This window comes from Xanthomonas sp. CFBP 8443 (assembly GCF_025666195.1).
GTDB lineage: Bacteria > Pseudomonadota > Gammaproteobacteria > Xanthomonadales > Xanthomonadaceae > Xanthomonas_A.
In genome coordinates, this window is record NZ_CP102592.1 from 5,061,843 (window position 1) to 5,075,368 (window position 13,526).

At 62.9% G+C, this 13,526-nt stretch carries 6 protein-coding genes, 2 tRNA genes, 3 rRNA genes and 1 pseudogene; 7 read left to right on the top strand and 5 right to left on the bottom strand.

The genetic code is table 11. The features are described from left to right. Positions 1-519: 519 nt before the first annotated feature. The 7 genes and pseudogenes from NUG20_RS21125 (at position 520) to NUG20_RS21155 (ending at position 7,820) form a co-directional block, all read left to right on the top strand. Entirely contained in the window at positions 520-1,578 is a 1,059-nt protein-coding gene (locus NUG20_RS21125; RefSeq protein WP_263396323.1) for a glycoside hydrolase family 5 protein, read from the top strand. 319 nt (positions 1,579-1,897) lie between these two features. Continuing rightward, positions 1,898-2,905: a glycoside hydrolase family 5 protein gene (locus NUG20_RS21130; protein ID WP_263398569.1), complete on the top strand. Its 1,008-nt coding sequence runs from the start codon at positions 1,898-1,900 to the stop codon at positions 2,903-2,905. 221 nt (positions 2,906-3,126) lie between these two features. After that, on the top strand, positions 3,127-4,179 hold the full coding sequence (locus NUG20_RS21135) for a glycoside hydrolase family 5 protein (protein WP_263396324.1): 1,053 nt from the start codon (positions 3,127-3,129) through the stop codon (positions 4,177-4,179). A gap of 378 nt (positions 4,180-4,557) precedes the next feature. Continuing rightward, entirely contained in the window at positions 4,558-5,436 is an 879-nt protein-coding gene (locus NUG20_RS21140; protein ID WP_263396325.1) for a methylglyoxal synthase, read from the top strand. Positions 5,437-5,700: 264 nt separating this feature from the next. Beyond that, positions 5,701-5,835: pseudogene (locus NUG20_RS21145) on the top strand (chorismate mutase); the annotation flags it as partial. A 65-nt stretch (positions 5,836-5,900) separates the two neighbouring features. After that, positions 5,901-7,259 (top strand): substrate-binding domain-containing protein, encoded by a 1,359-nt coding sequence (locus NUG20_RS21150; RefSeq protein ID WP_263396326.1) that lies wholly within the window; start codon positions 5,901-5,903, stop codon positions 7,257-7,259. 96 nt (positions 7,260-7,355) lie between these two features. After that, positions 7,356-7,820, top strand: coding sequence for a PepSY domain-containing protein (locus tag NUG20_RS21155; RefSeq protein WP_263396327.1), 465 nt, complete (start codon positions 7,356-7,358; stop codon positions 7,818-7,820). A 67-nt stretch (positions 7,821-7,887) separates the two neighbouring features. Here the strand turns inward: NUG20_RS21155 and rrf are convergent. From rrf to NUG20_RS21180, 5 genes are all read right to left on the bottom strand, one after another. Beyond that, positions 7,888-8,002 (bottom strand): 5S ribosomal RNA (gene rrf, locus NUG20_RS21160). Positions 8,003-8,169: 167 nt separating this feature from the next. Next, positions 8,170-11,049: ribosomal RNA gene (locus NUG20_RS21165) — 23S ribosomal RNA — on the bottom strand. A gap of 227 nt (positions 11,050-11,276) precedes the next feature. Further along, a tRNA-Ile gene (locus NUG20_RS21170) sits at positions 11,277-11,353 on the bottom strand. A 76-nt stretch (positions 11,354-11,429) separates the two neighbouring features. Next, a tRNA-Ala gene (locus tag NUG20_RS21175) sits at positions 11,430-11,505 on the bottom strand. An 85-nt stretch (positions 11,506-11,590) separates the two neighbouring features. Continuing rightward, positions 11,591-13,135 (bottom strand): 16S ribosomal RNA (locus NUG20_RS21180). The 16S, 23S and 5S rRNA genes sit together here with 2 tRNA genes alongside, the layout of an rRNA operon. Positions 13,136-13,526: the final 391 nt, after the last annotated feature.

Here is a 13,526-nt window from a genome sequence, read left to right on the forward strand (position 1 = left end):
CCGCAGTCCCTGTAGGAGCGGCTTCAGCCGCGACGAGCGGAGCCGGACACCATGCGGCTCAGCCATCTGTCAGGACTGAAATCCTTCCCACAAATGCATTCACCGGGCGCGGAAGCCTCCCCCTGTGGGAGCGACTTCAGTCGCGACGAGCAGCGTCGGAACAATACGGTTTCAGCTGTCAGGGCTGAGGCCCCTCCTTACAAGTGCACCATCAGGCACCGCGCTTCCTGTAGGAGCGGCTTCAGCCGCGACACGGACCCAGCAGCACCGCACGGGATCGGTTGTCTGCCGAGCTGAAGCCCCTCCTACACTGCAGCGCCAACTATCCCGAGCCGCGCAGCCGCCACAACCTCACTCACCGCTGCCACCCCAGCACAACGCCGTCTTTCGCCCGAGTGAATGAGACGCTAACACCCCAACGCCTAGGCTGGCCACTGGCGTGCGCTCCGCGCACCCTTGTAACTGCCGGTCCTCCCCCGATGGCAAAACGGCATCCTCCCCTCTCCCAGGAAGCTCCCCATGTCGCTTTCCTCTCTCTGCTCGTCACGGCTGCGTCCCCTCGCTCCCACCGTACTCCTGCTCGCCGCGGCCTTCGGCGCGTCCGCCCAGGACGGCAAAGGCGTGCTCAAGTACGCCGGCGTCAACCTCTCCGGTGCCGAATTCAACTCCAGCAAGAAGCCCGGCACGCTGTTCAAGGACTACACCTATCCGGCCGACGCCGACTACCGCTACTTCGCCGGCAAGGGCATGAACATCGTGCGCCTGCCGTTCTTGTGGGAACGCCTGCAACCCACCGCCAAGGGCGAGTTCGACCCCGCGCAGCTGGCGCTGCTCAAGAAGTCGGTGACGCAGGCCAAGGCCAACCGCATGCACCTGATCCTGGACCCGCACAACTACGCCAAGTTCAACGGCGAGCGGATCGGCACCGGCGGTGCCACGCCCGAAGTGTTCGCCGACCTGTGGCGGCGGCTGGCGACCGAATTCAAGAACGACGACACGGTCATCTTCGGGCTGATGAACGAGCCCAACGCCATTTCCGCCACCGACTGGGCGCAGGCGGCGCAGGCGGCGATCGATGCCATCCGCAAGGCCGGCGCCAACAACCTGGTGCTGGTGCCCGGGACCGCCTACAGCGGCGCGCACAGCTGGCGCAGCCGATCCTACGGCACCTCCAATGCGGTGGCGCTGCAGCCGCTGAAGGATCCGGGCAACCGTATGGCGTTCGAGGCGCACCAGTACCTGGACAGCGACAGCAGCGGCAGCAAGGGCGAGTGCGTCAGCGCTACCGCCGGCGTCGAGCGGCTGACCGGCTTCGTCAGCTGGCTGCGCGAGAACAAGAAGGTCGGTTTCATCGGCGAGTTCGCCACCGGCGACAACCCGGTCTGCAACCAGGCGCTGGAAGGCATGCTCAGCTACATGGAGAAGAACAACGACGTGATCCTCGGCTGGACCTGGTGGGCGGCCGGCGCGTGGTGGAACAAGGATTATCCGTTCAACGTGCAGCCCGGCAAGGACGGCAGCGACAAGCCGCAAATGTCGATCCTGTCCAGCCACGCGCGCAAGATCACCGGCAAGTGAGCTGACCGCGGTGCCGGCGCGCCGCCGGCACCTGCAATGCTGCGCACGCGCCTTGTAGGCAGTAGCGCCTGGCGCGCCGCGCGCTATCCGGCTCCACCCCGCGAGAACCAGTCCGCGTTCGCCATGCCACGCGCCGCACAGATCCGTGCATGCGCATGCGCCATGCGTGGTGACGGCAGCGTCAATGCAGTACGGTGCAGCCAAGCACACCGTTGTCATCAGCTCGGCCAGCCGCATGGCGCCTGGCCGGGTCGTCCCCCGCTGATGCCGAAGGAGGCTCACCATGGTCCGTGGCTCACTGCGTCTGCGCGCGGTGCGGATGGCGTTGCTGGCGTGCCTGCTCGCGGTGCTGCCGCAGCTGCACGCGCAAGGCGCGTTGAAGTTCGCCGGCGTCAACCTGTCCGGCGCGGAGATCAGCTCGGCGAAGAAGCCGGGCGTGCCCAACGTGGATTACTTCTATCCGCGCACGCCCGACTACGCCTACTTCGCCGGCAAGGGCATGAACATCATCCGTCTGCCGGTGTTGTGGGAGCGCCTGCAGCCCACGCCGCAAGGGCAGCTCGATGCGGCGCAGCTGGCAATGATCCGGGCCGCGGTAAAGCAGGCCAAGATGCAGCGGATGTACCTGATCCTGGACATCCACAACTACGCCAGCTACTACGGCCAGAAGATCGGCAGCCCGGCGGTGCCGATCAAGACCTTCAGCGACCTTTGGCAGCGCCTGGCGCGCGAGTTCGGCAACGACAACGCGGTCGTGTTCGGCCTGATGAACGAGCCGAACAACATCTCGCCCGGCCTGTGGGCCGCCGCCGCGCAGGCCGCGGTCGACGCGATCCGCGCCACCGGCGCGCGCAATCTGATCCTGGTGCCGGGCGCATTGTGGAGCGGTGCGCACAGCTGGTACTCGACGGTGGCCGGCGAGTCCAACGCGGTGGCGCTGGCCTCGCTGTACGACCCGCTCAAGCGCGTGGCCATCGAGGTGCACCAGTACTTGGACGGCGATTCCAGCGGCACCAGCGCCACCTGCGTCAGCGGCAGCATCGGTGCCGAGCGGCTGCGCCGCTTCACCGGCTGGTTGCGCGAGACCGGCAAGCTCGGCTTCCTCGGCGAATTCGGCGCCGCCGACAACCCCACCTGCAGGAAGGCGTTGGACGACATGCTCGGCTACATCGAGCAGAACCGCGCCGTGTGGCTGGGCTGGAGCTACTGGGCCGGCGGCGCATGGTGGCGCCAGGACTATCCCTTCAACGTGCAGCCCGGCGCGGACGGCCGCGACAAGCCGCAGATGCCGATCCTGTCGAGCAGGGCGAAGCGCGTCACCCGCTGACCCCGCCTGCGTGACGCCTGCGCGGCGCTGATGCGGCGCAGCCGGCGCCGGCACTGACCCCCACAGCGACAACGTTGCGCTGGCGCATGCCTGCGCGCACGCCATGCGCCAGCCGCACATCGCCGCCACTCTGGCATGCCGATTGCACCTCTCGGGTACCCCCGTCGCCACGCGTCGCCGCGGCGGCACCCGTTCGCTTTCCCCACGAAAGAGGCACTCCCATGCAACGCATCTCCCTCCCCCTCGTCTCATCGCGCTGGCTGCTGCGCGCATCGTTAGGGATCGCGCTGGCCAGCGCGATCCCGGGCGCCGCCGCCCAGGAACTGCGCTATGCCGGGGTCAACCTGGCCGGCGCCGAATTCAACTCGGCGAAGAAGCCCGGCGTGCCGTTCAAGGACTACGTGTATCCCGCCGACGGCGACTTCGCCTACATGGCCGCGCAGGGCATGAACATCGTGCGCCTGCCGTTCCTGTGGGAACGCCTGCAACCGGCCGCCAACGGCGAACTGGATGCGGCGCAGCTGGGCTACCTGCGCACCGCGGTGGGCCGCGCCAGGAACCATGGCCTGCACGTGATCCTGGACGTGCACAACTACGCCAAGTACTACGGCGTGCGGATCGGCAGCGACGGCGTGCCGCCGGCGGTGCTGGGCGACCTGTGGCGGCGCCTGGCCATCGCGTTCGGCAACGACGACGCGGTGATCTTCGGCCTGATGAACGAGCCCAATGGCATTTCCTCCGGCGATTGGGCCGCCGCCGCGCAAGTCTCGATCGACGCGATCCGCGAGGCCGGCGCCTACAACCTGATCATGGTGCCGGGCACCGCGTACACCGGCGCGCACAGTTGGAACAGCACCTGGTACGGCGTGCCCAACGCGCAGTCGCTGGTGACGATCGAGGACCCGGTCAACAACCTGGTGTTCGAAGTGCACCAGTACCTGGACAAGGACTACTCCGGCACCAGCGCCGAATGCGTCAGCGCCACGATCGGCGCGGAGAAGCTGCAGGGCTTCACCCAGTGGCTGCGCGCCAACGGCTACCGCGGCTTCCTGGGCGAGTTCGGCGCCAGCAGCAACGCCACCTGCATGGCCGCGCTCGACGACATGCTCGGCTACGTGCACGACAACGCCGACGTCTGGATGGGCTGGACCGCGTGGGCGGCCGGCGCATGGTGGCGGACCGACTATCCGTTCAACCTGCAACCGGCCAAGGATGGCACCAGCAAGCCGCAGATGGCCGTGCTGGCGGCGCGCGCGGCGCAGATCACGCAGTAGCGGCGCAGTAGCGCGCGACGGCAGCCCGTCGCGTCACGCCGTCGACGCGCGGCGACGTCCCGACGCCGCGGAGCGGTGCTGCCTCAGGCGGCACCGCAATCGACACAGCGTGGCGCGAACGCATGCAGGCGTCGAAAGATGCAAGCAAGAACGAGCGAGCGGCCGGCCCCCTCCGGGAGAGGCACTGGGGGGCCGCGGAGGCCCCGCGTCATCGCCGTCTACCGCATTCTCGCCAACGGCACGGCCAGTACGTCGACCGCCATGGCGGCCACGTACCGTGCCACCCCACGCTGGCCCCGGCGCCGCAACCGCCAAGCGATTGAGTCCGCACCGCGATCCGGCGCAGACTGTCGCTCCTGTTCCCGCACGGATCGACACATGCGCCTGGGCCTGGCCGCCAACCGACTGCACCACCAGGGCAAAGACGCCGCCCTGTTCCGCTGGCTGCGCGCTTGCGAGGCCGGCATTCGCGAACTGCAGCTCGGCCTGCACGCGGTCGGCCGCACCCACGAGGCGATCGCGCGCGCCGGCTGGTTGCCCGGCTACGCCGGGCTCAAGCGCTATCCGTTCGGCCGCGAAGGCGGACTGATGAAGCTGGTCGCCGAAGTGGTGGGCCTGGAAGGCGCCGAGCGCACGCTCGATGGCGCGATCTACTTCATCGACCCGGTCGACCCCTCCTCGATCTTTCCCGAGGCGATCGCGCTCAAACGCCAGTGCGTGATCCACGGCAAGCCCTTCATTTCCACCGTGGCCAGCGCCCGCGACTGGATCGAGGTGGAGCGCGTGCACGCCGGGCTGGCGGCCGACGCCGGCGCCGACGACCTGCACGCGCTGGAGCGCCAGACCCTGGCGTTGATCGCGCACGACGCGATGAAACCGCAGATGCTGGCCTTCGCCAGCGAACATTTCGACCTGCTGTCGCGCTTCGCCGAGCGCGTGGCCACCGGTACCACCGGCCAGCGCCTCAACGAACTGGCCTGGAGCCGCGGCTGGCCGCAGGGCCAGGACTGGGTGCATCGCTATCAGAGCGGCCCGATGGGCGGCGACGCGCAGATCGCCGACCGCGTGCTGGAGCGACGCTGCCAACGCGCGATCTTCTTCGAGGACCCGCACGTGGCGCGCCAGCACGAAGCGGACATCCAGCTGCTGGAGCGCGCAGTGACCACGGTGACCGACAGCGCGGTCTGCATCACCTCGCCGCTGGTCGCCGCGCGCTGGGCCCAGGCCGCGACGACGCGGGCGGCGGCGCCGGCCTGAGCGATGCGGGCTGCGGGGCTACGTCGACGGCGTGACCCAGTCGACCGCGGCTGGCTCGCTGCTGATCGCGGTCGTGGTGGTGATGGACTTGAGATTGGCACGGCCTGCTCTTGGCCGTTGCCACTCCATACGTGCTACCTGCGATGGCTTCGTGCCATCGGTCGCGATGAGCGCTATCGGTAGAGCCCGTCGCGGCTGAAGCTGCTGCTACACGTGACATCGGCCCAGCCTGCATTCCCTGGATGTTGTCCGACCGCGGGCGGCGATGCGGCGCGCTTCTTCGGCATGCAGATCGAATCCAACAAGCTGGTGCAGTGCCAGCTGCTGGCGCGCTGGCGGCTGCGTGCCGTGGACCCGAGCAGCCGCGACGCACCGTCCCGGCCGCGCGTGACCGCGCTCACAGTCACCGCCATGTCACGCCGATCGCCAACACTGCCGCGCTTGTCCAGATCCAGGGGGATCCGATGTCGCGTTCCATTTTGCGCCTGCTGTTGGTGGGTGCCGCAGCGCTGTGCGCCATACCGTCCGCCACCGCGCAGCAGGCCGAGCGCCTGCGCGTGCATGGCTCCAACAGCGTTGGCGCGCGGCTGATGCCGGCGCTGGTCGAATCCTGGCTGCACAGCATCGGCTACCGGCAGATCCAGCGCCGCCGCGTCGATGCGGCGACGCTGGAGATCTCCGCGCTGCGCGACGACGCGCCACTGGTGGTCGAGATCGACGGCACCGGTTCGGCCGCCGGCTTCGCCGATCTGATCCGCGGCGATGCCGAGCTGGCGATGCTGGCGCGCACGCCCGATGCGCGCGAGCGCGATGCCGCCTGGCAACTGGGCGATCTGTCTTCCCCGGACCAGAACTTCGTCCTGGCCTTGGACGGCGCGCGCGTGCTGGTCGCCGCTGACAATCCGCTGACCTCGCTCAGCATCGCGCAGTTGCGCGACATCCTCAGCGGCCGGCTGATGCGCTGGTCGCAACTCGGCGGTGCCGATCTGCCGATCGAAGTGCAGCGCAACGCGGCGAGCAGCGGATTGGGCGACTTCCTGCGCGAGCGCCTGCCGCTGCCGGCGACCGCACAGGCCGCCGTGCAGCACATCCACCCGAGCCAGGTCGAAGCGGCGCAGGCCGTGGCCGGACGCCCCGCCGCACTGGCGGTCGTCGGGCTGACCACGCCGCTGCCGGCCGGCACCCGCGCGCTCGCCATCGCCGACGGCGGCATCGCCGTCGCGCCCACGCCGGCCAGCATTCGCGGCGAGGACTATCCGCTGGTGCAGCGCTACAGCTTGTACGGCGGGCAGATGATGTCGGCGCTCGGCCGCAGCCTGGCGCTGTATTCGGTCGGCGCACAAGCGCAGCAGGTGGTGCGCCGGATCGGGCCGATCCCGATGAGCATCGCGCCCGATCCGATGCAGCCGCCCCAGGCGACCTCCGACCCGCGCCAGACCGATGCCTACCTGCAGGCCGGTGCCGGCGCGCAACGCCTGACCACCACCCTGCGTTTCAGCCTGCAGTCGCTGAATTCGATGTTCGAAGCGCGCAGCGCCCAGGACCTGGATCGGCTGATCGCCTTCATGCAGCAGCCGGCGATGCGCGGCCGCGCCTTGGGCGTGATCGGCTTCGCCACACCGGACTCGGCCAACCGCCTGTACCCGACCATCGCCAGCAACGACCGCGCCGACGTGGTCGCCGCCTATCTGTCCCAGCGCGGCATCGTGGTCAAACGCGCGCGGGGGCTGGGCGCGGCGCGCCCCCTGGTCGGCGGCGAAGACGCGGCGGCCAAGGCGCGCAACGAGCGGGTGGAGATCTGGCTACTGGATCCCGGACGCTGACGGCGACCGCACAAAGCTGAATCCAACGCCGGTACGTTCACCTGTTGCAGAACCCTGGATTGTGAGCATGGCGACTCTGGTCAACCGGAGAACGCCATGAACGCCCCCCACAAGATGCTGTCTCGGCCGCTGCTGGCCATGTCCCTTTCGTTGTCGCTCGCAGCCGGCAGCGCTTCCGCGCAAGCGCCGGCGACGCAGGGCAGCGCCCCGCTGACGCAGGCGCAGGTCCGCGCGCTCCTGAGCGAGCAGGGTTACACCAAGCTGGACCGGCTCAAGTTCGAAGACGGGCTGTGGAAGACGGAGGCCACGAGCGGTGACGGCAAGCACGGCGACGTGCGGGTGGGCCCGCGCGGCGGCCGGGTGTATGCGGAAGGGGTGCCGTCGAAGCTGAGCGAGGCGGAGGTGCGCGCGGCGCTGACGGCGTCGGGGTACTCGCAGGTACACGACCTCAAGTACGACGACGGGTTGTGGGAAGCGCAGGCGCAGACGTCGACGGGTCAGCGGGTGGAGGTGTACGCGGACCCGACGGACGGCAGCGTGGTGAGCGCGCAGAACGACTGAGGTGTTGCTGCTTTCTCGCAGGCAATAAAAAATCCCCGTCCTTGCGGACGGGGATTTGGGGTAAAGCCCCTGGCGATGACCTACTCTCGCATGGCTTGAGCCACACTACCATCGGCGCAGCTGCGTTTCACTTCCGAGTTCGGGATGGGATCGGGTGGTTCCACAGCGCTAATTTCACCAGGGAGACGGTTGGAGTGTCGCCGGGTTGCTAGCTTCGGACGTGGCACGGATGTGCGGTGTCGAAGACGGCAACTGGCGCCAGCCTCTCATAGGGTGTGACGTAGCGAGCGATTGGATAGCTATCGACGTGTGTCGTGCTAAGGGATGCTTGGAAGCACCTTGAGGTTATATGGTCAAGCCGCACGGATCATTAGTATCAGTTAGCTCAATGCATTGCTGCACTTACACACCTGACCTATCAACCACGTAGTCTACATGGTTCCTTAAGGGGGCTTGTGCCCCGGGAAGTCTCATCTTGAGGCGCGCTTCCCGCTTAGATGCTTTCAGCGGTTATCGCTTCCGAACATAGCTACCCGGCAATGCCACTGGCGTGACAACCGGAACACCAGAGGTTCGTCCACTCCGGTCCTCTCGTACTAGGAGCAGCCCCTCTCAAACTTCCAACGCCCATGGCAGATAGGGACCGAACTGTCTCACGACGTTCTGAACCCAGCTCGCGTACCACTTTAAATGGCGAACAGCCATACCCTTGGGACCGACTACAGCCCCAGGATGTGATGAGCCGACATCGAGGTGCCAAACACCGCCGTCGATATGAACTCTTGGGCGGTATCAGCCTGTTATCCCCGGAGTACCTTTTATCCGTTGAGCGATGGCCCTTCCATACAGAACCACCGGATCACTAAGACCTACTTTCGTACCTGCTTGATCCGTCGATCTTGCAGTCAAGCACGCTTATGCCTTTGCACACAGTGCGCGATGTCCGACCGCGCTGAGCGTACCTTCGTGCTCCTCCGTTACTCTTTAGGAGGAGACCGCCCCAGTCAAACTACCCACCATACACGGTCCCCGATCCGGATTACGGACCTAGGTTAGAACGTCAAGCACGACAGGGTGGTATTTCAAGGTTGGCTCCACTGCAGCTAGCGCCACAGTTTCATAGCCTCCCACCTATCCTACACAGACGAACTCAACGTTCAGTGTAAAGCTATAGTAAAGGTTCACGGGGTCTTTCCGTCTTGCCACGGGAACGCTGCATCTTCACAGCGATTTCAATTTCACTGAGTCTCGGGTGGAGACAGCGCCGCTGTCGTTACGCCATTCGTGCAGGTCGGAACTTACCCGACAAGGAATTTCGCTACCTTAGGACCGTTATAGTTACGGCCGCCGTTTACTGGGGCTTCGATCAAGAGCTTCGCCTTGCGGCTGACCCCATCAATTAACCTTCCAGCACCGGGCAGGCGTCACACCCTATACGTCCACTTTCGTGTTTGCAGAGTGCTGTGTTTTTGATAAACAGTCGCAGCGGCCTGGTTTCTGCGACCCTCTTCAGCTATAGCTCGCATGAGCCACCAAAAAGGGTGCACCTTCTCCCGAAGTTACGGTGCCATGTTGCCTAGTTCCTTCACCCGAGTTCTCTCAAGCGCCTGAGAATTCTCATCCTACCCACCTGTGTCGGTTTACGGTACGGTCTGCGTAAGCTGAAGCTTAGGAGCTTTTCCTGGAAGCGTGGTATCAGTGACTTCGTCTAAAAGACTCGTCTCGGTGCTCGGTCTTAAAGGATCCCGGATTTGCCAAAGATCCAAACCTACCGCCTTTCCCCGGGACAACCAACGCCCGGTACACCTAACCTTCTCCGTCCCTCCATCGCACTTACGCGAGGTGCAGGAATATTAACCTGCTTCCCATCGACTACGGCTTTCGCCCTCGCCTTAGGGGCCGACTCACCCTGCGCCGATTAACGTTGCGCAAGGAAACCTTGGGCTTTCGGCGTGCGGGTTTTTCACCCGCATTATCGTTACTCATGTCAGCATTCGCACTTCCGATACCTCCAGCGGACTTCTCAATCCACCTTCAACGGCTTACGGAACGCTCCTCTACCGCGCATCGCTTATCGCGATGCACCCCAAGCTTCGGTTCACTGCTTAGCCCCGTTAAATCTTCCGCGCAGACCGACTCGACCAGTGAGCTATTACGCTTTCTTTAAAGGGTGGCTGCTTCTAAGCCAACCTCCTGGCTGTCTGTGCCTTTCCACATCGTTTTCCACTTAGCAGTGAATTTGGGACCTTAGCTGTGGGTCTGGGTTGTTTCCCTTTTCACGACGGACGTTAGCACCCGCCGTGTGTCTCCCGGATAGTACGTACTGGTATTCGGAGTTTGCAATGGTTTGGTAAGTCGCGATGACCCCCTAGCCATAACAGTGCTCTACCCCCAGCAGTATTCGTCCGAGGCGCTACCTAAATAGCTTTCGAGGAGAACCAGCTATCTCCGGGTTCGATTAGCTTTTCACTCCTAATCACACCTCATCCCCTACCTTTGCAACGGGAGTGGGTTCGGGCCTCCAGTCAGTGTTACCTGACCTTCACCCTGGGCATGACTAGATCACCCGGTTTCGGGTCTACTGCCCGCGACTATGCGCCCTTATCAGACTCGGTTTCCCTTCGCCTCCCCTATACGGTTAAGCTTGCCACGAACAGTAAGTCGCTGACCCATTATACAAAAGGTACGCAGTCACTCTTGCGAGCTCCTACTGCTTGTACGCACACGGTTTCAGGATCTATTTCACTCCCCTCTCCGGGGTTCTTTTCGCCTTTCCCTCACGGTACTGGTTCACTATCGGTCGGTCAGGAGTATTTAGCCTTGGAGGATGGTCCCCCCATATTCAGACAGGGTTTCACGTGCCCCGCCCTACTCGTCTTCACTGGAATGGCCCTTTTAAATACAGGGCTATCACCTTCTATGGCCAACCTTTCCAGGTTGTTTTTCTAGAACCATACCAGCTTAAGGGCTAGTCCCCGTTCGCTCGTCACTACTTAGGGAATCTCGGTTGATTTCTTTTCCTCCGGTTACTTAGATATTTCAGTTCACCGGGTTCGCTTCCAGCAGCTATGTATTCACTGCAGGATACTGCCGAAGCAGTGGGTTTCCCCATTCGGACATTGCCGGATCAAAGCTTGTTGCCAGCTCCCCGACACTTTTCGCAGGCTGCCACGTCCTTCATCGCCTCTGACCGCCAAGGCATCCACCGTGTGCGCTTATTCGCTTGACCATATAACCTCAAGTTGCCTCAAGGTCATGCTGAGTCCGGGGGTACAAAGCCCGGACGCGAACTATAACGACTCAATTTCTAGGGACTCGAGGTCCCCGCCTTAGCCACAACGACACGTCAAGATAGTTTGATCTCAAACGCTCGCTACGTCACAAATTTTAAAAGAACATACCCCAGCCTCAGTGCTGGCGCATCTTAAATTCTTAGTGTGCTTATTACATTCAGAGTGGTGGGTCTGGGAGGACTCGAACCACCGACCTCACCCTTATCAGGGGTGCGCTCTAACCACCTGAGCTACAGACCCAAAGTCTTTGCTCCTGCAGTTCCCCTAGACAGTCCGCACATGGATGCGCGGGCTCTTGCAGAGGGATCTGCAAATCTGGTGGAGCCAGTCGGGATCGAACCGACGACCCCCTGCTTGCAAAGCAGGTGCTCTCCCAGCTGAGCTATGGCCCCGAAATCGGGGTGCCCCGCCCTGTGGCGGAACTCTCTGAATGCAGGTTACTTGTGAGGACGCCTGTAGGCGTAGTTGTCTTGCTCAAAAGGAGGTGATCCAGCCGCACCTTCCGATACGGCTACCTTGTTACGACTTCACCCCAGTCATCGGCCACACCGTGGCAAGCGCCCTCCCGAAGGTTAAGCTACCTGCTTCTGGTGCAACAAACTCCCATGGTGTGACGGGCGGTGTGTACAAGGCCCGGGAACGTATTCACCGCAGCAATGCTGATCTGCGATTACTAGCGATTCCGACTTCATGGAGTCGAGTTGCAGACTCCAATCCGGACTGAGATGAGGTTTCTGGGATTGGCTTACTCTCGCGAGCTTGCAGCCCTCTGTCCTCACCATTGTAGTACGTGTGTAGCCCTGGTCGTAAGGGCCATGATGACTTGACGTCATCCCCACCTTCCTCCGGTTTGTCACCGGCGGTCTCCTTAGAGTTCCCACCATTACGTGCTGGCAACTAAGGACAAGGGTTGCGCTCGTTGCGGGACTTAACCCAACATCTCACGACACGAGCTGACGACAGCCATGCAGCACCTGTCTCACGGTTCCCGAAGGCACCAATCCATCTCTGGAAAGTTCCGTGGATGTCAAGACCAGGTAAGGTTCTTCGCGTTGCATCGAATTAAACCACATACTCCACCGCTTGTGCGGGCCCCCGTCAATTCCTTTGAGTTTCAGTCTTGCGACCGTACTCCCCAGGCGGCGAACTTAACGCGTTAGCTTCGATACTGCGTGCCAAGTTGCACCCAACATCCAGTTCGCATCGTTTAGGGCGTGGACTACCAGGGTATCTAATCCTGTTTGCTCCCCACGCTTTCGTGCCTCAGTGTCAGTGTTGGTCCAGATGGCCGCCTTCGCCACAGATGTTCCTCCCGATCTCTACGCATTTCACTGCTACACCGGGAATTCCGCCATCCTCTACCACACTCTAGTTGCCCAGTATCCACTGCAATTCCCAGGTTGAGCCCAGGGCTTTCACAACGGACTTAAACAACCACCTACGCACGCTTTACGCCCAGTAATTCCGAGTAACGCTTGCACCCTTCGTATTACCGCGGCTGCTGGCACGAAGTTAGCCGGTGCTTATTCTTTGGGTACCGTCAGAACAATCGGGTATTAACCGACTGCTTTTCTTTCCCAACAAAAGGGCTTTACAACCCGAAGGCCTTCTTCACCCACGCGGCATGGCTGGATCAGGCTTGCGCCCATTGTCCAATATTCCCCACTGCTGCCTCCCGTAGGAGTCTGGACCGTGTCTCAGTTCCAGTGTGGCTGATCATCCTCTCAGACCAGCTACGGATCGTCGCCTTGGTGGGCCTTTACCCCGCCAACTAGCTAATCCGACATCGGCTCATCTATCCGCGCGAAGCCCGAAGGTCCTCCGCTTTCACCCTAAGGTCGTATGCGGTATTAGCGTAAGTTTCCCTACGTTATCCCCCACGAAAAGGTAGATTCCGATGTATTCCTCACCCGTCCGCCACTCGCCACCCATGGTATTGCTACCACTGTGCTGCCGTTCGACTTGCATGTGTTAGGCCTGCCGCCAGCGTTCACTCTGAGCCAGGATCAAACTCTTCACTTAAAATTACAGGCCCGAAGGCCAATACTTTGATATGCAGAGTTCAAACCAAGCTTACGTATCGCTTGCTTAGCAATTGATTTGTTGCTCTTGATTCGAACGTCTGCAAGATGGACATACTTCCACCTGCAGGCGCCCTCACAAGTTACCTGCGCACACTGTCAAAGAACTTTGGGGCCGGCCTCAGCGCCTTTCCCTTGTCACTGCGACGTTTCCGTCGTAGCGAGCCGCCCATTATAGCGGACTTTTTCTTTCCGTCAACACCTCGTTTCCGAGATCTTGCCGCCGGTTCAACCCAAACCCGAAGGCTTTCCGCTGAACCGAGCCGCCCATCATAGCGGCTTTTTTGTTGCCGTCAATACCCTGATTTATCAGGAGGTTGACGCCGCTTCTT

Bases quoted from the DNA above. Each gene is read 5' to 3' on its own strand.
- NUG20_RS21140 (WP_263396325.1), top strand. From the start codon at position 4,558: ATGCGCCTGGGCCTGGCCGCCAACCGACTGCACCACCAGGGCAAAGAC.
- NUG20_RS21125 (WP_263396323.1), top strand. From the start codon at position 520: ATGTCGCTTTCCTCTCTCTGCTCGTCACGGCTGCGTCCCCTCGCTCCC.
- NUG20_RS21130 (WP_263398569.1), top strand. From the start codon at position 1,898: ATGGCGTTGCTGGCGTGCCTGCTCGCGGTGCTGCCGCAGCTGCACGCG.
- NUG20_RS21135 (WP_263396324.1), top strand. From the start codon at position 3,127: ATGCAACGCATCTCCCTCCCCCTCGTCTCATCGCGCTGGCTGCTGCGC.
- NUG20_RS21155 (WP_263396327.1), top strand. From the start codon at position 7,356: ATGAACGCCCCCCACAAGATGCTGTCTCGGCCGCTGCTGGCCATGTCC.
- NUG20_RS21150 (WP_263396326.1), top strand. From the start codon at position 5,901: ATGTCGCGTTCCATTTTGCGCCTGCTGTTGGTGGGTGCCGCAGCGCTG.